This is a genomic window from Arthrobacter sp. S41 (assembly GCF_004320535.1).
Lineage (GTDB): Bacteria > Actinomycetota > Actinomycetes > Actinomycetales > Micrococcaceae > Glutamicibacter.
This window is the reverse complement of the sequence record NZ_SIHY01000001.1, coordinates 1,775,987-1,795,121: the sequence shown is the minus strand read 5'-3', so window position 1 is coordinate 1,795,121 and position 19,135 is coordinate 1,775,987. Positions and strand designations below refer to the sequence as shown.

The following is a 19,135-nucleotide window of genomic DNA, read 5'->3' as shown; positions in this document are numbered from 1 at the left end:
TCTGAAAAGAATTACCTTGGGCGCAAACTTGCCGTCGAATTGACCTCACCTCGCGCGGGGCAAAGCATGTACTCGACGCCGGTAATTGAGGGGTCTGATCGACCGGACGGCGAGCTACTTGCAGTTTTTGTTCTTCCCTATGGCTCCAAAGCGAGAGCTTCGTTTCGAGCCCTGGAGTGTATTGCGCGAGGAAGCCGTCTCGTGATCACTGGCGAGTGTCGAATGGTGGCAGATGAGAACGTTCTGGTATTCGAGAACTGTTCCATCGCGAAAAGTTAGTTTTCGTGGACCCATAGTGTGACTGGCGGAAATGTGCGCTGCTCGACAGAGTGACCCTGCCGAACTTGCGGAAAAGCATTCCCAGCCACCCATGGCGGCTGGAGATTCTTTGAGCCATCAACTACTCGTCCAGCAATTCATAAATCGTACTTTATTGCAACGTGCGTCACATATATCTGATATCTTTTGAGGGAGCGACGGGGCTACTTTTTGGATACACCACTAGGCCAAGGCCGGTGATGGGTTCCCGTCGGTGAATTATCGACACTTCTTGCGAGGGAATTCATGAGTCAACTTTTTGACCTATCCGGACGTTTGGCCCTGGTCACCGGGTCCTCCCGCGGCATTGGCCGCGAACTTGCCCGAGCGCTAGCCGATGCCGGCGCCACCGTCATTCTTCATGGACGCGATGAGCAACGCTTGGCCCAAACCGTTGCCGAATTTAGCAGCCATTACGGCACCGAAAAAATTCACAGTGCATGCTTTGACGTCACTGATGACGCGGCGGTACGTGAAAATATCGAGGCCGTAGAAAAGAACATCGGCGCCATCCGCATCTTGGTCAACAACGCTGGAATCCAGCACCGCGTACCAATGCTTGAGCTTGAACTAGCTGACTGGCAGCGTGTCATTGATACCAACCTGACCAGCGCGTTCTTGGTAGGACGCGAAGTAGCCCGTGGCATGGTGCAGCGCGGTGAAGGCAAGATCATCAACATCTGCTCGGTACAAACCGACTTGGCCCGCCCCACCATTTCCGCGTACACCGCGGCCAAGGGTGGCCTGCGAAACCTCACCCGCGCCATGACCGCCGAATGGGCTGGTTCCGGACTGCAAATTAATGGCATCGCACCTGGCTACATCCACACCGAAATGACCCAGAACCTCGTTGACGATGAGAAGTTCAACTCCTGGATCTTGGGCCGCACACCAGCTGCCCGTTGGGGAACCGTGGAGGACTTGGCCGGCCCGGCAGTATGGCTGGCCTCTGACGGTTCCAACTACGTCAACGGACAAACTATCTTTATCGACGGAGGCATGAGCGTTGTCGTCTAACACCCTAGCTACTAGTACCGAAGCCGTTGTCGCCCACGCTGCAGGGGACCTACGTGTTGAGCAGATCGAGCTAGCCGCACCGGCTGCGGATGAAGCTCGCATTTCCATCGCCTACGGCGGTATCTGCGGATCGGATCTGCACTACTGGAGCCATGGTGCTGCCGGTGAATCCATTCTTAAAGCACCTATGGTTTTAGGCCACGAGATTGTCGGCACTGTGCTGCAGGCGGCCGCCGATGGCCGTGGGCCAGCGGCTGGCACCAAAATTGCCGTGCACCCGGCAACTCCCGGTGAAACTGGCGAACCTTATCCGACCGAACGTCCCAACCTGTCTCCAGGCTGCACCTATTTAGGATCTGCAGCCCGCTATCCACACACCGAAGGTGCGTTCGCCCGCGAGGTCAACCTACCTGCTCGGATGTTGCGCGCTCTACCCGAGTCCCTTTCACTACGTGATGCCGCGTTGGCGGAACCAGCAGCAGTGGCCTGGCATGCAGTTTCACGTGCGGGAGATGTTGCTGGAAAGCGCGCACTGGTCATCGGTGCCGGCCCCATTGGAGCTTTGGCAGTCGCCGTGCTCAAGCGCGCCGGAGCCGCAGAAATCATTGCGGTGGACATGCATGACAAGCCACTTCAGATCGCAACAAAGCTCGGTGCAACGTCTACCCTGCGAGCCGATGATCAAGAGTCCATTGCCAAGGTGAATGCCGACGTAGTGATTGAGGCTAGCGGTAACTACCGTGGCCTGGCCTCGGCAGTGCGCGGCGCTACACGTGGCGGACGAGTGGTCATGGTTGGCCTGCTACCAACCGGTGAGCAGCCAGCACTGATCTCGCTTGCCATCACCCGTGAACTTGAACTCGTTGGTTCGTTCCGGTTTAACGACGAAATTGACCACGTGCTTGCTGCCTTGGCCGACGGGTCGTTACAGATCTCGGATGCTGTCACCCACGAGTTCCCAGTGGGCCAAAGTCTTGAAGCTTTTGAAACGGCCAAGGATGCTTCCACCTCGGGCAAGGTCCTACTGGATTTCCGTAGCGAATAATCCATCACTGTAAAGCGCACTGCGGTGGCCCTGAAATTCGGGCCACCGCAGTGCGCTTTTGGTTCAGCTGAGACTAATTATTGGTTTCGACAACGCGCACAGAGGTAGTCACCGGCACCGGGTTGGTGAACAAGTCCAACACTGGGCAATGGGCGTCCACTGCCTGGCGTAGTTCTTCATAACGCTCGGCGGCTTCAGGACCAGCGATGTGCACCTGCAAGTCCACGGAGGAGAAGCCCGGACGAATTGTTTCATCAATGCCAAATAGGCCACGAACATCAAGTTGGCCATCAGCGGTGATCTGCACATCATCCACTTGGATGCCCAAGTTTTCCGCGTACAGACGGTAAACAACTACTTGGCAGGAAACCAACGCTGCCAAAGCATATTCCACCGGGCTGGCCGCGATGTCGCTGCCTCCCAGTGCAGCTGGTTCATCAACGGTAAAGCTGTGCTTGCCGGCCCTGATGTTACTGGCAACAGAGCCGAAGCCTTCGCCACGAACACTAAACGTGAGTTGTGCGCTCTGTGGGGCTGCCGAAATGCGTTCACCCCACCCAGCGTCAGCTTCTTGCAAACGCGCAGAACGGTCTTCGGCTACGGAAAGTTTCTTGGTTGCGGTAGGCATAAGAGGTGTTCCCCTTTTCTGACGCAAGGGTGCGCCATCGTTTACGCTTCTTGACTCTCAAGATGCGTCGAATCTTCACCTGGGGCACCCCGCACAATGGCTAGAGGGTTGCCGTCCACTCAGCCAGGGCCGCAGTGAGTGGAACTCGTGATTCAGTGATTCATTTTTATCCTTGAGTACCGCTGCGAGTAAAGCATTCGCTTAACTTTTCGTCATTACGAAGCTGTCGGTAACCGTCGATAGGATGGAGGGTAGCAACCGGCTCTATTGCGTACACAACGATTGGCGGATATGGAATACCAGCTGACTATCAAAAACTTGGACTTGGTACTGGACCAGGACACGTTGGAGATTGGTGCGTTCTACTATCAGTCGGGAAAGGTCTCGCACGTTGAACGCCACGTTGAAGCCGGTCTTACTCAAGTGCGCGGACAGGTGCTCGGCGCGCAGGTGAACGCAACCTTCCGATTTGAAGCGCAAGGGATTTCATTTGAAGGTGGTTGCAGCAAACACCCCACCAGTACTCGCTGCGAAGAAGTCGCCGCGTTATTGATTGAAACCATTAACGAAGATGATGAGCCTCTGTACGTCACCGACGGTGCGGTGCGGCCGCATGACTGGCAACGTCAAGCGGTGCCGCAGTGGGAACGTAGTCTTAACCGCCTATTGCCCGTCATTGATGATGAACAGGACGTCGCCCAAGAGCCGCTGGGCCTCATTCTAAAAATCGTTAGCGAACCACGCTACGGTAGCGATGATGTCCTGACCCTTCAGGCTCGCCCGGCGCGACAAGGTACCAAGAGCCCATGGATTCAGACCGGAGTGAGCTGGAAGTCTGTGGCCTTTGACAAGCGGTTCTCCAAAGAACAGCGCCGCGCCATAAGTGAACTGGACCAGCTGCGAGAGCAGGCTGAAAAGCAAAAATACGGTTATGTCTGGGACGTCAAAGACTGGATCTCGCTAATGGATCTGCCGGGCAAAGATTTGCTCGAAGCTTTCGTTGCGCTGCAAGCAGCCGGAGTGCAGATCATCAACGGAAGTAGCAACGCCAAGCCCGCTGTGACCTTCAGCCCTGAGCCGGCGAATGCTTTTGTAGATCTGCGCCGGGGTGAAGATGGCTTGACCATGGAAGGGTTCATTTCCGCGCCTGATCCACAAGATTCACATGTACTCCCTGTCGGAAATCCACCGACATTTTTGGTGTACTCGGCTAAGCCGTTGACCAAGGCCAAAGACTGGGGACTGGCAGAATTTGCTGAGCCTGTTTCAGCGGAACTTGCCTCTTTTATTGCTTCTGGAGTTCAGTTCGTTCCAGCAGTAGATGTTCCGCGTTTTGAGGAAAAACATCTGGAACGCATGCGCCACTTGGCCCCGCTGAAAAGCGTTGACGTTAGCTATAAAATTCCTGCCCCTGCTCGTCCCGTCCTGCGGCTGGCTGTATCTAGCAGCCCAGAAGTTGTCGCCCTGCGCTATTCGTGGAAGTACCCGTCCAAGGCGCCACGGCAACGTGGCATCGAGAAGGAAATCCTAGCCTCGATCAAGGACAAGCTTGGCGACGACGCTGCCTTGGGACCAGCGAACTCTTCGGGCATTTTTGAAGATCAAGACCTGAGCATGTCTCAGTCCATCGACTTCTTGGTTTATACCCTTCCGCTGCTCGAAGAGCACCCGGACGTATTAATCGAAGCGCAAAACCGTCTGCCAAAGTACCAAATTAATGACGCGCCAGCCACCGTTGCCGTTGAAGCTGGAGAAAGCACCGGAGACTGGTTCGACCTTTCGATTGAAGTCACCATTGATGAGGTCAAGGTACCTTTCCCTCAACTACTCGCAGCGCTGACTCGGCATGAGGACTACCTTGTCTTAGATGATCTGACCGTCATTCCTATCGCCGGTGCTGACTTTGCTCAGCTACGTCAGTTGGTCAATGAAGCTGGGGAACTGGGCACAGTTGAAGGCGATACGATTCGCATCCACAAGCTGAGCATCGACTGGTGGCAACAACTGCTGGACTTGGGCATCATTGAAGCTCAGCACAACGCCTGGCTAGAAACCATGAACGAGCTGACCAGTGGCGAGGAACTTGCGCCCGTAGCTCTGCCAGAAAGTTTCAAAGCGAATTTGCGCCCGTACCAGGAGCAGGGACTGGCCTGGCTGAATTTCTTGCGTACCCACTCACTGGGTGGAGTGCTCGCAGATGACATGGGCTTGGGTAAAACGGTCCAGTTGCTGGCCTGTCTGGAGCAAGCGCGCACGGAAAACCCTGATCAAAAGTTCTTGGTTCTTGCCCCGACCTCGGTGGTAGGTAACTGGATCAATGAAGCGCAGCGTTTCGCGCCGAACCTTCGTACGCGGGGGATTAGCTCCACGTCAAAAAAGGCCGGGCAGAGCATCAAGGATCAGTTGGGTGACGCGCAGCTGATTGTCACTAGCTACACGATCTTCCGACTGTCCTATGAAGAGTTTGAAGCTGCCGGATTCTCCGTGATGATCATGGATGAAGCGCAACAGCTGAAGAACCACACCTCAAAGGGCTATAAGCAAGCGCGCCAGTTGCCGGTGCCTTGTAAGTTCGTTGTCACTGGTACGCCGATGGAAAATAATCTCCTTGAGCTGTGGGCTCTGGTTTCCTTGGCTGCCCCTGGACTGTTGGGCGGACAGAAGGCCTTCAAGGATATTTATCAGAAGCAGATTTCCGACGGTGATAAAGAAAGACTCGATCGTCTCAAGAGCCGGTTGCGTCCATTTGTACTTCGACGCACCAAGGAACAGGTGGTTCCGGAACTTCCAGCAAAAACCGAACAGATTCTGGAAGTTGAGCTGGAACCAAGTCACCGTAAGGCCTATGACCGTCGCTTCCAGCGGGTACGACAAGAAGTGCTCGGATTGGTTGATGACGTAGATTCCAACCGTTTCAAGATTTTGCAGTCGCTCACGTTGCTACGCCAACTGGCCTTAGATCCGTCCTTGGTCGGTGAAGGTGACGGCCCGAGCGCCAAGCTTGAGCTACTACGAGAACTGATGGCCGACGCAGTGGCTGAAGGACACAAGATCTTGGTCTTCAGCCAGTTCACCAGCTTCTTGACCAAGGCGCGGGACGTTGCCGTATCGCTAGATATTGAGCACGGTTACCTAGATGGTTCCACTAGTGGAATCAAGCGAAAAGAAATGATCGATGGGTTCAGCAATGGGGACTTCCCGGTCTTCTTCATCTCGTTGAAGTCCGGCGGTTTTGGTATCAACCTCACCGCTGCTGATTACTGCATCTTGTTGGATCCTTGGTGGAATCCGGCTGCGGAAGCTCAGGCCATTGACCGTGCACACCGCATTGGTCAGGAACGACCGGTTTACGTGTATCGTCTGGTCGCCAAGGACACCATCGAGTCCAAGGTGCTGGCCTTACAAGCCAAAAAGACGCAGCTGTTTAATGACGTTTTGGGTGACGAATCGGAGGCTGGTCAGCAGTCTGCCTTGAGCGCTGATGACTTCTTAGCTTTGATGCAGTAGCTTGAATCGTTGTCTTTAGGTCAGCTCTTCGAAACTGATGTTCAGTCGGTGCAACAGCTGTCCAAAGTTTTGTAGTTCGCTAGCTTCCCATTCGGTGAGCTGGCGGCGCAGTTCCTGACGCAGGGTGTTTCCGCTGTCGCGCCACTTGTCTCTAGCCAGTGCCGTGGCAGAGACCAGTTGAGCGCGGCCGTCAGAGGGATCTTGGGTCCGGTTCACTAGGCCCAAGGACTCTAGCTGCTGAACCAGTCGGGAAATAGTTGCCTTATCTAGACGAAGCTTTTCGGCCAAAGCGCCCTGTTGCTGAGCGTCTTCGCGGATGACAAGACCGAGCAGGCGGTAACCAGGCGCCTGCAAATCGGGGTGGACCGCTTTTGCGCGGCGAACGATCATATCTCGGGCGTGCAAAAGTATGGCAGTGAACTCATCTTCGACCGTCTGCAACAGCGTTTCATCTTGCATAGTCACTATTCTAGGGAGTTGAGGCCACCTCGGGAGAATTTAGTCCTTTGTGCTGTTCAGCTACCGAGGCAAAGTCATTGATATTGGAGCAGATTTCCTTCACCCGTGAAAGAAAAGTTTCTCGCGAGTGCCCCGAATAATGTGGTGTGGCAATGACCAATGGATGTGCAGCCAACCGTTGGGTTAGCGCGGGCGCAACGGTGCCTGTCGGGGCGTCCCACCAGACGTCTAGTGCTGCTCCGCCAATGAGCTGTTGATCTAATACGTCAATGAGCGCTGGCGCGTTCACTATCGGTCCACGCGCAACATTGACCAACAGTGCGTCACTACGCATCATCGAGAGTTCAGTAGCGCCGATAAGATCTCTTGTTGCATCAGTCAGTGGTAGGCAAAGAACCACCACATCGCTGCATTCAAGAAGTTCGGGCAGATGCTCCATGGATTTCACCCAGTGAAGATTTTGGTTATCAGTTGAAGGCTCGCTCGGGTTTCGGCGCACCGCTACCGCTTTGGCCCCCAGGGCTGTGACTGCCGCGAGGGTGTGTTGGCCAATTGCCCCCATTCCAATGAATCCCACGGTTAGGTCCTTGACGGTACGGAACATGGAAATGTTGGGATCTGTTGCGAGAGTGCGCCAGGTGCCCTCGGTCAATTCACGGGTGATGCTGAGCAGGCGCCGTTCGTGGGCGAGGATGGCCATCACTACGTATTCTGCGATGGAACGTTCGTGGTGGGAGGTCGTCGCAACTTGGGTGGACTCGGGCAGGTACTTCAGCGCCACGCGGTCAGTGCCGGATCCGGTGACATGCACTAGACCGGCTGTACAGCGTTGTGCGTCTTGGTCGGAAAGTCTTGCGCACACCAAAACGTCCGCCTCGGCGATCTGCCTTGACTGTTCGTGGGGGTCAAGCGATGCAACAAACTTCCAGTTGTGTCTGGTGCCCAACTGACGGAAAAGGGATTCAAAGCGGCTGACGATGGGGTCGGTCACCACGATCTGTAGTGGCCTTACCATCGTGGACTCTTCAGCTCATAGGTGGGATCGATGGACTGCATGTAGCTGGTATCGTCACGTTGCTTCAGCCCACAGTCAAGGTATTGCTGATGCATCCGCTCAAGGGCTTGCGTATCGAGTTCCACGCCCAGTCCAGGACCGGTTGGAACTTGGACCTTACCGTCTTGAATCGTCAGTGTTCCGGCCACGATGACATCGTCTTCCTCGAGTTTCCAAGGCCAGTGGGTATCGCAGGCGTAGTCAATATTCTCGGTGGCCGCCGCTAACTGAATCATGGCCGCGAAGCTGATCCCTAAATGAGAATTCGAGTGCATCGAAAGGCTCAGACCAAAGGTCTCTGCGATGCCGGAAAGTAGTTTGGACCGGCTCAAGCCGCCCCAGAAGTGATGATCGGACAGGACGATGTCTACAGCTTGCGCTTTGATGGCTGGCTGAAGATCAGCAAAAGAGACCACGCACATGTTGGTGGCGATTGGCAGGTTGATGGCTGCGCGCACGGCAGCATTATCGGCAATCCTCAGGCAAGGATCTTCCAAGTACTGCAGGGATGCTTCCAAACGGTGCCCGACTTCTATTGCCGTTGGCACGCTCCACACACCATTGGGGTCTAAACGCAGTGGGATGTCGGGAAACTCTTGGTGTAACGCCTCGATGGCGGCAGCTTCTTGGTCCGGCGGGAAGACCCCACCCTTGAGTTTCAATGCCTTGAATCCGTAGTCAGTGACCATCTTGCGGGCTTGGGCCACGATCCCTGCAGGGTCTATGGCCTCGCCCCACTTGTCGCTTTCACGTCCGGGATGATTTGCCCACTTGTAAAAGAGATAGCCACTGAAATCAACGTATTCGCGTATTGCGCCGCCGAGCAACGTGCTGACCGGTACTCCCAGGACCTTGCCTTGGATATCGAGGCACGCAACGTTGAATGCGGACAGTACTCGGTCATCTAACGAGGTCGTTGTGACCATGCCTCCGGTGCCGTGTCCGCCTTGTCCGTTGTCCTGCACTAGAGACTCAGAGACGAGTCGTGAGATGAGATTCAGATTAAACGGGTCGGCACCTTGCAGAGCAGAAGCTGCTCGACGTAGCCGCGCGACGTGGGCCTCGTCGCCGTAGGTTTCACCTAGCCCGTAGTGTCCTGTATTTGTATGCACCACCACGATTGCTCGCAACGCAAATGGTTCGTGTACTCCCACGGAATTAAGCAAGGGCGGATCCGCGAAAGCGACGGGAGTGACTTCAATTCTTTCCACTCGGCATGATGTTGGTTCGCTCTGCGGCGATTGGCTAGAGACTTGCTGCGTCGTTGCATCCAGCATGGCGGGCTCCCTTGGTCGTGTAGGTCTAGACTCACCATAGAAGCCGTTATTGATACCTGTCCAAGCTAATTTATGCAATCAACGATTCAAGGAGAGCATTGATGTTTTCGCTCATTCAACTGGAGTCCTTCGTCGCCGTTGCTGAAGAACTCCACTTCGGTGCTGCCGCTGAACGACTCAACATGACTCAGCCGCCGCTGAGCCGACAGATCCAATTGCTGGAACGTGAATTATCCGCCAAGCTCTTCACCCGCACCTCGCGCAATGTGCAACTAACCGCTGCTGGCGAGGTGCTGCTCCCCAATGCCCGCAGACTTTTGGAGTTGAGCCGACGCACCAGCATGGAAGTCTCCCGTGTGTCTACCGGGGACTCTGGAACGGTGATCGTTGGTTACACCTCAGTGGCTGGCCAATCTGTTCTGCCGGCCTTACTGTCTACCGCTGCCCGTCATCTGCCGGATGTCACGCTGGTTCTGCGAGAAGCCGTCTCCATTGACCAACTCGACGCGTTGAGCAGCGGAAATATTGATGTTGGTCTATTGCGCCCAGTCGTCAATCGGGGCGGAGTGCAATCATGTCTGGTGAAAAAGGACCGACTGGTGGTGACTCTTCCAGCAGGACACTATTTGGCCACCGGCAAGGGTGTCTTGATCAAAGAATTGGTGGGGCTCCCACTGATGATGTATTCAACCAATGAAGCTAGGTACTTTTACGATCTGGTGATTCGGCTCTTCGATTCCGTGGGAAGCAAACCAACCATTACCCAAATTGCCAGCCAGATTCCTGCGCTCATGGCTTTGGTTGCCGTGGGGCTCGGGGTGTCGTTGGTGCCGGCCAGCGCCATGGACTTTGCGCCACCTGGAGTGGTTTTTGAAGAACTAACTAGCCCTGACGGACTACAAAATTTGAACCATTCTGACATCTTTATTGCTTGGGAAGAAGGTTCGGTGAATCCGGCTGCGCAACGACTACGAGAAGTCTTTATTGACTCTCTGGAAAATGTTGAAGGAACAGCGATTCCCGACAAGACTGCTTCAACCGATCGGCCTGAGTAGGCCAAAGCTGTGTTGCCGGGTCATTGGTGAATTAGTGGTGCAACAAACCAGCAAAGGCCAACATGACCGGAATACCTAGAATCGTGGTGACCAGAACGGTGTCCTTGGCAATGGTAATTCCGGCGTTGTAGCGATCAGCGTTGACAAAAATATTCTGCGCGGTAGGCAGTGCCGCCATGATAATCGCGATGTATTGACCGGTGGCGTCGAGCCTGAACACCCAGGCTGCCAGAACCCAAGCTAGGAGTGGGTGAACAACCAGCTTGAGTGCTGTTGCCACCCATACTTCGGTTCGGCGTTGTGTTGCCTTTTGCAATGGTTTAGAGCCCACTAGAGAAATGCCGAAGCCAAGAAGCATGGCCGGAATCGAAGCTCCGGCAAGCAGTTCTATGGGTGTCAGCAACAACTGTGGTGGCATCCAATGGAAGATGGAACAAGCCAACCCGGCTGCCGAAGCAATAATCATCGGGTTTGATAGCGTGCGAATCAGGAGGCTTCGCGCACCGGCTTCCCGGTTGCTTGTAGCCTTTTCCATCATCGACAGTGACACCGGAGTCATGATGGCCATCTGAAACAGGGCCACGGGTGCAGCGATAGAGATATCCCCCAACGCATAGAGCGCGATGGGCAGGCCTAGGTTCCCGGCATTCACCGTGGAAGCGGCCATGGAGCCGATTGTTCGTTCTGCAGCAGAGCGTTTAAAGAGCCACCGCGAGAGAAAATGGAAAAGTACAAACACAACGCTGGCCGAAATTCCGGCGATAAACAGCTGAGAGCCGAGGGCTTCTTGAGGATTGGCGCCGGCAATTGTGGTGAAAAGCAAAGCGGGCGAGGCAATGAAGAAGGTGAGACGATTGAGGATCATTCGCCCTTCAGGGCCGAAGACATTCTTCTTTCCAGCCCAATAGCCAATGCCAATAATGGCCCAGATACCGAAAAATCCCTCGAAGACACCAAACATGAGACGGGCTTGAACTCCTAGCTCAAAAGGAACGTTGCTAGCAATGCTACCGGGATGGATAAAAATGTACTGGCCAGAATCACTTCACGAGGAACCGTAGGTTTCAGTGAGAACTGCTGACTGAACAACAGAACGTTCTGCGCGGTGGGCAAAGCGGCCATGACAACTACACCCATGAGATCCGTTGACTCAAGACCAAAAACAAACCGACCCAAAGCCCAAGCAATGCACGGCATGAGCAACACTTTGAACGCGCTACCCAAAAAGACTTCAGGCCGTCCTTCCTTTTCAGCCAATGGCTTTTGCCCATACAAGGACATGCCAAAGGCCATCAGCAACAACGGAATGGAGGCATTACCGAGCATCTCCAAAGGTGCGTGCAACACTTCGGGAAGTCTGAGATGGATGAAAGAAAAGCAGGCACCAATGGCGGTTGCGACAGTCACCGGGTTAGCGATGGATTTCAAGACGGTTCGGCCCAGCGGAAGGTTCTGCGTATCTGGGTTCAGTTTGCGCGAGATCACCGCAAACATACATAGGTAGGCTGGCGCGATGATCAACAACTGAGCTATCAAGACGGAAACTGCAGGGGTAGTACTACCCACCGCATACAGCGCCAGGGGAATGCCGATGTTCCCGGCATTGACGTAACTGGTTGCCATGGCGGCCGCCGGGAGATGGCGGGCCGGAGTCTTGAGGAAAATTCTGGAGACCACCGCGAAGAGCGCGCCGGTGAGCACGGCAGTCAACAGCGCTATAGGTGTGAACACACCCAGAACTAATCCAAGGTCGGCGTCTGCGAGCAAGATGAACATCAAGGCAGGGTTGGTGATGTAGTAGATCAGCGGGGTCAGCCCGGTGGAAATGGCTTGCCGCTTACTCGGGAGAAATTTTGCTGTCGCCAGACCTACCCCGATAAGGATTAGGACTATCGCGAACCCTTGCATCACGCCGTGCATATCTTCTCCTGCTTACACTTCTCTATGACTGCGTTGAGGCCTACCAACACCACAGTGGGGACAGCCGGGACAACATCAAATGTTGTTCCAACCGCCCCCCATGGTCATCACTTATTCAGAGTCAATACTTAGCGAACCAACGCTGGGCTCTTGGAATCAAAGCTCCAGCCTGGAATCAGATATTGCATTGATACCGCGTCATCGCGTGATCCGAGTCCGTGCTGCAAATACAGCTCGTGAGCCTCGTTGACACGCGCTCGGTTCAGGGTGACCCCAAGACCGGACTTTTGCGGAACTTGGATTTCTCCGTCGCGAATCTGCAGTGGTTCTTCGGTCAGCTCTTGACCGTCCTGCCAGATCCAGTGGGTATCCAACGCCGTGATTTCTCCTGGCGCTGCAGCCCCGGCTTGGGTGAACATGGCCAAGGAAATATCAAAGTGGTTATTTGAGTGAGAACCCCACGTAAGCCCAAACTCGTCACACAATTGGGCAACCCGAACGGAACCGGACATGGTCCAGAAGTGCGGATCCGCTAGTGGAATATCCACCGCGTTGGTTCGCACTGCGTGGGACATTTCGCGCCAGTCGGTGGCAATCATGTTGGTAGCGGTCTGCAAGCCGGTGGCACGACGGAACTCGCTCATCACTTCGCGTCCCGAGAACCTGCCCTCAGGTCCACAAGGATCCTCAGCGTAAGCTACAACTCCGCGCATACGCTTGCCCAAACGGATAGCGTCTTCCAACAACCATCCGCCATTAGGATCCAAGGTAATACGCGCATCAGGGAATCGTTCCTTGAGCGCAATCACCGCATCCACTTCAGCGTCGCCTGCCTGGACACCGCCCTTGAGCTTGAAGTCTTTGAACCCGTAACGTTTCTGAGCGGCTTCAGCCAAGCGGACCACAGCTTCTGGTGTCATAGCCTCTTCGCGGCGAACTTTCTCCCAGTCATCCGCGCCATGAGGTTCGCGAAGATATGGAAGATCGGTGGCGTCGGGATTGCCCACGTAGAAGAGGTAGCCCAGCATTGGTACTGCTTCACGCTGCTGACCGTCACCCAGTAGCTCTGCTACCGGCACACCAAGGTGTTGTCCGTGCAGATCCAACAGCGCAGACTCAACGGCGGTAACTGCGTGGACCGTGGTGCGCAGATCAAAAGTTTGCGCTCCACGTCCACCCTTGTCGCGGTCTGCGAAACGGCTGGAAATCTGTCGCAGCAAGGAACGGTATTTGGCTACTGGTGCCCCATGGATGAGCTTTCCAGCTTCTTCAATAGTTGAGCGAATTGCTTCGCCTCCAGGTACTTCACCTAAACCGGTGCGTCCATCAGAGTCGGTGATGATGGCAATATTTCGGGTGAAGAAGGGGCCGTGGGCACCGGAAAGATTCAGCAACATCGAATCGTGGCCGGCGACCGGAATGACCTCTACCGAAGCAATAGTTGGTTGTGCACTCATAGATTATTCTCCTGCTAACTTCAGCGTGCCATCGATGCGACGATTCAGATTCCATGGATTCTCATCTGCCAAAGGCTGGGGCAAGAGCGAATCAGGGAAGTTCTGGTAAGCCACAGGACGCAAGAAGCGTTCGATTGCTAACGTGCCAACAGAAGTGGTCTGTGGGGCAGAGGTAGCCGGGAACGGACCGCCGTGGACCATCGCATCGCCAACTTCAACACCGGTAGGCCAGCCGTTGATCAAGATACGTCCAGCCTTGGTTTCCAAGACGGGAAGAGCTTGGGCAGCAACCGGATAATCCGACTCGTTGAGCTGCAAGGTCGCGGTGAGCTGGCCTTCGAGCTGAGAGAGCGTGCTAACCAATTCTTCAGCGCTGTTGTAGCGGATGACCAGCGAAGCTGCTCCGAAAATTTCTTCCTGAAGGACAGGATTGGTCAAAAGCTGTTCTACACCAGCAGCGAAGATGACCGGTCCAGGTGCATTTTCGCTGTCACCTTCGGCACCACGTCCGAGCAGTTCTACGCCGTCCTGCTTTTCAAGGGCAGAAACACCCTCGGTCCACGCGTTGTAGATCCCCTCGGTCAGCATGGTCTGGCCGGTGCTAGACGTAGTAGCTGGAGCAATAGCCTTTACAAAGGCGTCGCCTGCCGCACCCTGTGGAGCAAAGACCAAACCTGGAGCGGTGCAGAGCTGACCCGAGGACCCGGTGACGGATCCTAGGTACGCCTTGGCATGGCCTTCTGGATCTTCAGCCAAGACACCTTCGAAGAAGATGACAGGGTTGATGGCGCTCATTTCTGCGTACACCGGAATTGGTTCAGGTCGTGCTGCTGCGGTGGCCATCAACGCGGTACCGCCGGAACGTGATCCGGTAAAGCCAACAGCCTTGATCACTGGATCAGCTACCAGCGCCTGACCGATGGAGGCTCCGGGACCATAGATCAAGGAGAAGACACCGGGGTGCAGGTCAGCGTCGGTGACCGCCTGGGTGATGGCGCGGCCAACAATTTCACTGGTGCCCGGATGAGCATTGTGCGCTTTGAAAACTACCGGGCAACCGGCAGCCAAAGCAGAAGCGGTGTCGCCACCGGCGGTGGAGAAGGCCAGCGGGAAGTTCGAGGCACCAAAGACGGCCACTGGACCCAGCGGGATCTTGCGCTGTCGAATATCTACGCGAGGCAATGGGGTTCGCTCTGGCAATGCTGGATCGATGCGCACACCACGGAAATCACCCTGGCGAACGACCTTTGCGAACAGACGCAGCTGGCCGGTGGTACGGCCGCGCTCGCCGTTCAGGCGCGCTGCGGGCAGGCCGGTTTCGGCCATGGCGCGTTCCACGAGCTCTTGACCGACAGCTTCGATGTTATCGGCGATGGCTTCGAGGAAAGCTGCATGCTTTTCTGGATCCAGAGCACGGAAGGAATCAAAGGCTTCGGCCGCCGCGGAGGTGGCAAGCTTCAGTTGCTCGGTATCGATCAGGCTGTAGCCCGGTTCTAGCGGCTGGTTGGTGGCAGGGTTAAAACCGTTAACGGTCCGTCCGGTGCCGGTAGTACTTTGACCTGCGAGAATCGACTGCCCGGTGAGTTGCTCGATGTTGGTAGTCATGGTGCTCCTTGCGATTCGAAAAATTGCCAGTTCAGTTTTTTACAGTGCGGCGCCGGCAGGAACGATGCCGGCCTTCTGGATCAGTGCCGAAAGATCCGCAAGATCAGCTTCAGTCAGGTCCTGCAGTGGTGGGCGCACCGAGCCGGAATCGCGACCAATGGCTTTCAGGCCACCCTTGACGATGGACACTCCGTAGCCCTTGACGCGGTCGCGGATGTCCAAGTACGGCATAACAAAGCGGTTCAGCTTTTCGTTGATTGCCACACGGTCCTGCGCGCGAACGTCCTTGTAGAAGTCCAGTGCAAATTCAGGAACGAAGTTGTACATGGCTGAGGAGTAGGTGCTCATTCCCAGCTGCAACAGTGGTAGTGCGAAAGTCTCTGCGGTAGGCAGGCCACCGAGGTAGAACAGGCGGTCACCGTTCTTCGCGTAGACCTTGGTGATCTGCTCAATGTCGCCCAATGCGTCCTTGAAGCCAATGAAGTTTTCGTGGTTATCTGCCAGTCGCGCCACGGTGTCTGCGGAGTAGACAGCGTTGGCACGGTTGTAAACAATCACGCCAGTTTTGGTCGAGGAGCAAATTTTGGAGACGTGCTGGTACAGGCCTTCCTGGTCACATTCGGTCAGGTAAGGAGGCAGGAGCAGCAGTCCTTCGGCGCCAGCAGCCTCGGCGTCCTGGGCGTTCTGGATGGCCTGCTTGGTTGATCCACCTGCCGAGGCTAGAACTGGAACACTGGAACCGGCTTCTTCAACGGCCATGCGAACAACCTTGGCTGATTCTTCCGGGGTCAAGGTGAAGCCTTCACCGGTGCCACCGGCTGCGAACAAGCCCGCCACATCGAAGCTGGACTGCCACGCTAGGTGCTTGCGGTAGTTGGCCTCATCGATTTCGAGGTTCTCATCAAAGGCGGTGACTGGGAATGAGAGCAGTCCGTCTTTGAGCTTGTTTGCAAGTTCGGAAGGTGTGTACTGAGCCATGGGGGTTTCCTTTGATTCCATTCCCGCATCAGGTAGCTGCAGGAAAAAGTGAGAGTTGATCAGCTATTACCCTCAGCCTAGGAACACTCAGTGATGCCTGTCCAAGCCCATATTTGTATTGTTTGATACCTACTCGGCATCATTGTCGTGCAAGCTTCCGCGGACTATGGAGACCAGTCGTTCCAGCGCGGGGTTTTTGGAAGTCCTACTCCAGATGGCGTGCAGCTGCACCGGGTCCTCGCGGACCTCGGGTAGGCGCAGATAACTCACGCCGGAAACGCCGAGAAGTTTGGCGCTCTCTGGAACAAAAGCGATTCCACGTCCGGCTGCGACCAAAGCGATCATGGTCAAAATCTGGCTCACGGTATGCCGCACGTTTTTATGCTCGATATCAATCATGCGCACAACGAGGTCATAAAAGTAGCGGGCCTTGGTAGGCGAATGCATGATCAGCGGTTCATCGCGTAGATCTTCAAAGGTGAGACTTCGATTCAGTTGAGCCAATGGATGATCCGATGGCACTGCCACTACCAAACCTTCCGAGAACAGCAGGGCAGACTCAAATAAGGTTTCGTCAAAGGGTGGGCGGGCTAGTCCAAGGTCTAGGTCGCCATCAAGTAATGCGACTACTTGTTCGCTGGTCACCATTTCAGATAGGTCCACATGAACCTGCGGCATCTGTGCCGAAATTTCCCCAAGCATTGGCCCGAGCAGGCTGAAGCCAGAAGCGGCGGTAAAGCCAATGCGCAGTTCGCCGAGTTGGCCAGCTGCGATCCTTCGCGCATTATCCGGAGCACGTTCGGCTGCGATGACCAGTCTTCGGGCGTCTTGCAAAAATGCCTGGCCCGCCGCGGTGAGGGCGACCCTGCGGTTATCTCTTTCCAATAACTCGACGCCAACGGTGCGTTCCAGCTTCTGGATTTGGCGGCTCAACGGGGGCTGAGTCATGTTCAGCCTCTCGGCAGCGCGGCCGAAATGTAGTTCTTCTGCCACCGCAACAAAGCTTCTGGCCTGATCCAGAGTAAACATTCAATACCTTTCGGGAATCACTCCATGCACATTCAACCTTGGACATGCATCACTTCAAGTTTCTACGCTATACCCGAGACCAACAAGGTGACTTGCCTCACGTAAGGATTCAAAATTGGTCGCTCGCACTCAAACTCGCAGGAGAAAAACATGAAAAACCGTATGGCTCGTCGCACGCTACTTGCCCTTTCGTCCGCCGGTGTTGTGCTGGCGCTCAGCGCTTGCGGTGGAAACGTTGGGGGAGGGAGCGCCGACTCGGCGCAATTCCCATCTGGCCCGGTCACCCTCACCGTAGGACAGGCTCCAGGCGGGTCTACGGATTTGATTGCCCGCGCTGCCGCTGAAGGAATGGCCGATTCCCTCGGTGTATCAATGCCAGTGGTCAACAAGCCAGGGGCCAACGGCGCATTGGCTACTAAAGAGGTAGCTGCTATGAAGGCAGATGGCCAGAACCTGGTCTTGCTCAACGCTTCACTGATCACCATCACGCCGCTGGCTGTTTCTGAAAACGAAACTGTTTCCCTTGATGACCTCGATGTTCTGATGGGACTTTCGCAGGACGACTACGTCATGGTTGCAAGCAAGGCCTCGGGCCTGAAGAACATTGACGACATCAAGAAGAGCGAGAAGAAACTGTCCTTCGGCACGACCGGGGTGGGAACCGGATCGCAGCTGGCCCAGGAGCTGTTGCTCGCTCAAGCTGATATCGAAGGCACCACCGTACCGTTCGACTCAGGATCACCGGCATTGACCGCAGTCATGGGTGACCAAGTCCAGGTATCAACCATTCAGCTGGGCGAAGCTAAGCCACAGATTGATGCTGGCACCGTGGTGCCAATTACGGTCTTCTCCAAGGAACGCAATGAGTTTCTGCCCGATGTTCCGACTGCTGTCGAATCCGGCTATGAAGTTCCAGTCTCGCAGTACCGTGCCATAGCGGCTCCTAAGGGCTTGAGTGATGAAGCAAAGGAGAAGTTGGTAGCTTCCATCAAGGACGCCACCGCAGCTGATAGCTACAAGTCCTTCAACAAAAAGAACCTGCTCAGCACCCACGAGATCAGCGGCGAAGAGGTTGTCTCGGAATGGACGGAGTTGGCAGAGACCTATAAGAAACTAACCGATGAGCACGAGATTTCCCTCGCTGGCAAGTAGCCGGTAGACACCGATAGGAAACTCGAAAGCGAGAATCTCAGGATGAAACTCATGGACGCGAAACACTCGCGGCAAGATTCAAAAGAGCAAGCTACCAGCGCGCAACCGGCAGAACAGGTTCAGGAAGCTGAGGCGCTCACACCAGATGAATTGGCAGCTCAGTGGGAAGCTGAAGCGGCTGAACCAGCGGGACCAATCGCCAATTTGCTCTCTTCGTTGGTAGTTCTGGGCCTGAGCATTGCTGGCATGGTGCTGTCCGTGGGTCTGGGCCTAGGTACACCAGCTGCGCCGGCGGCGGGCATGTGGCCCTTTGTCATTTCACTCATCGCAGCGGTCATGGCAGTCGCGCAAATAATTATTGGGCGCGCTGGTGGCAGAGACGGCGAGAAGTTCAGCGCAATGAGTTGGTACGCCGCAATCGGGTTCGCAACGCTGATCTTGATGGTTGTACTGATGCCAGTCATCGGCTTTGAAATCCCATCACTACTCCTGTGCTTCGTATGGATGCGATGGCTAGGCGGTGAACGCTGGAGGTCCGCAACGATCTACTCAATTCTGATCGTTGCAGCCTTCTACGCAATCTTCATCGCTGCCCTGGGCACAACGATCCCTCGACTCTTCTAAAGCACGCAAA

Annotated in this window: 16 protein-coding genes and 1 riboswitch; of the genes, 6 read left to right on the top strand and 10 right to left on the bottom strand. The window is 55.3% G+C overall.

Annotated elements, in window-relative coordinates:
• The first annotated feature begins 564 nt into the window (after window positions 1-564).
• Together EYR88_RS08285 and EYR88_RS08280 are read left to right on the top strand one after the other, a co-directional pair.
• A complete protein-coding gene (locus EYR88_RS08285; RefSeq protein ID WP_131089169.1) occupies window positions 565-1,335 on the top strand; it encodes an SDR family oxidoreductase in 771 nt (256 codons plus the stop codon).
• A complete protein-coding gene (locus EYR88_RS08280; protein WP_131089168.1) occupies window positions 1,325-2,380 on the top strand; it encodes an L-idonate 5-dehydrogenase in 1,056 nt (351 codons plus the stop codon). The genes EYR88_RS08285 and EYR88_RS08280 overlap by 11 nt, the downstream gene beginning before the upstream one ends.
• A gap of 73 nt (window positions 2,381-2,453) precedes the next feature.
• On the opposite strand, the gene EYR88_RS08275 is transcribed toward EYR88_RS08280, so the two are convergent.
• On the bottom strand, window positions 2,454-3,008 hold the full coding sequence (locus tag EYR88_RS08275; protein WP_131089167.1) for an OsmC family protein: 555 nt from the start codon (window positions 3,006-3,008) through the stop codon (window positions 2,454-2,456).
• 32 nt (window positions 3,009-3,040) lie between these two features.
• Window positions 3,041-3,161: riboswitch (SAM riboswitch) on the bottom strand.
• A 114-nt stretch (window positions 3,162-3,275) separates the two neighbouring features.
• Here EYR88_RS08275 and EYR88_RS08270 point away from each other — a divergent pair.
• Entirely contained in the window at window positions 3,276-6,515 is a 3,240-nt protein-coding gene (locus tag EYR88_RS08270; RefSeq protein WP_131089166.1) for a DEAD/DEAH box helicase, read from the top strand.
• A 15-nt stretch (window positions 6,516-6,530) separates the two neighbouring features.
• On the opposite strand, the gene EYR88_RS08265 is transcribed toward EYR88_RS08270, so the two are convergent.
• From EYR88_RS08265 to EYR88_RS08255, 3 genes are read right to left on the bottom strand one after another with little or no spacing between them, the layout of a single operon-like run.
• Window positions 6,531-6,974, bottom strand: coding sequence for a MarR family transcriptional regulator (locus EYR88_RS08265; protein WP_131089165.1), 444 nt, complete (start codon window positions 6,972-6,974; stop codon window positions 6,531-6,533).
• A 10-nt stretch (window positions 6,975-6,984) separates the two neighbouring features.
• Complete coding sequence (locus EYR88_RS08260) at window positions 6,985-7,989, bottom strand: NAD(P)-dependent oxidoreductase (protein ID WP_131089164.1); 1,005 nt, start codon at window positions 7,987-7,989, stop codon at window positions 6,985-6,987.
• The gene (locus EYR88_RS08255) at window positions 7,983-9,305 is read right to left on the bottom strand and encodes an enolase C-terminal domain-like protein (protein WP_131089163.1); all 1,323 of its coding nucleotides are present in this window, start codon (window positions 9,303-9,305) and stop codon (window positions 7,983-7,985) included. Before EYR88_RS08255 ends, EYR88_RS08260 begins: the two co-directional genes overlap by 7 nt.
• A 101-nt stretch (window positions 9,306-9,406) precedes the next feature.
• On the opposite strand from EYR88_RS08255, the gene EYR88_RS08250 reads away from it, so the two are divergent.
• Complete coding sequence (locus EYR88_RS08250; RefSeq protein WP_131089162.1) at window positions 9,407-10,360, top strand: LysR family transcriptional regulator; 954 nt, start codon at window positions 9,407-9,409, stop codon at window positions 10,358-10,360.
• A 31-nt stretch (window positions 10,361-10,391) separates the two neighbouring features.
• Here the strand turns inward: EYR88_RS08250 and EYR88_RS08245 are convergent, their stop codons facing one another.
• From EYR88_RS08245 to EYR88_RS08220, 6 genes are all read right to left on the bottom strand, one after another.
• Window positions 10,392-11,321 (bottom strand): AEC family transporter, encoded by a 930-nt coding sequence (locus tag EYR88_RS08245; RefSeq protein ID WP_131089161.1) that lies wholly within the window; start codon window positions 11,319-11,321, stop codon window positions 10,392-10,394.
• A gap of 17 nt (window positions 11,322-11,338) precedes the next feature.
• A complete protein-coding gene (locus EYR88_RS08240) occupies window positions 11,339-12,280 on the bottom strand; it encodes an AEC family transporter (protein WP_131089160.1) in 942 nt (313 codons plus the stop codon).
• 128 nt (window positions 12,281-12,408) lie between these two features.
• Window positions 12,409-13,737, bottom strand: coding sequence for an enolase C-terminal domain-like protein (locus EYR88_RS08235; protein ID WP_131089159.1), 1,329 nt, complete (start codon window positions 13,735-13,737; stop codon window positions 12,409-12,411).
• Between the two features lie 3 nt (window positions 13,738-13,740).
• Window positions 13,741-15,342 carry an aldehyde dehydrogenase (NADP(+)) gene (locus EYR88_RS08230; protein WP_131089158.1) on the bottom strand — a complete coding sequence of 534 codons (1,602 nt, stop codon included), beginning with the start codon at window positions 15,340-15,342 and terminating at the stop codon, window positions 13,741-13,743.
• Window positions 15,343-15,381: 39 nt separating this feature from the next.
• Window positions 15,382-16,320 carry a 5-dehydro-4-deoxyglucarate dehydratase gene (kdgD, locus tag EYR88_RS08225; protein WP_131089157.1) on the bottom strand — a complete coding sequence of 313 codons (939 nt, stop codon included), beginning with the start codon at window positions 16,318-16,320 and terminating at the stop codon, window positions 15,382-15,384.
• A gap of 129 nt (window positions 16,321-16,449) precedes the next feature.
• Window positions 16,450-17,349 (bottom strand): LysR family transcriptional regulator, encoded by a 900-nt coding sequence (locus tag EYR88_RS08220; RefSeq protein ID WP_131089156.1) that lies wholly within the window; start codon window positions 17,347-17,349, stop codon window positions 16,450-16,452.
• Window positions 17,350-17,499: 150 nt separating this feature from the next.
• On the opposite strand from EYR88_RS08220, the gene EYR88_RS08215 reads away from it, so the two are divergent.
• Together EYR88_RS08215 and EYR88_RS08210 are read left to right on the top strand one after the other, a co-directional pair.
• The gene (locus EYR88_RS08215) at window positions 17,500-18,501 is read left to right on the top strand and encodes a tripartite tricarboxylate transporter substrate binding protein (RefSeq protein ID WP_131089155.1); all 1,002 of its coding nucleotides are present in this window, start codon (window positions 17,500-17,502) and stop codon (window positions 18,499-18,501) included.
• Window positions 18,502-18,552: 51 nt separating this feature from the next.
• The gene (locus tag EYR88_RS08210; RefSeq protein ID WP_131089154.1) at window positions 18,553-19,125 is read left to right on the top strand and encodes a tripartite tricarboxylate transporter TctB family protein; all 573 of its coding nucleotides are present in this window, start codon (window positions 18,553-18,555) and stop codon (window positions 19,123-19,125) included.
• The last annotated feature ends 10 nt before the right edge of the window (window positions 19,126-19,135 follow it).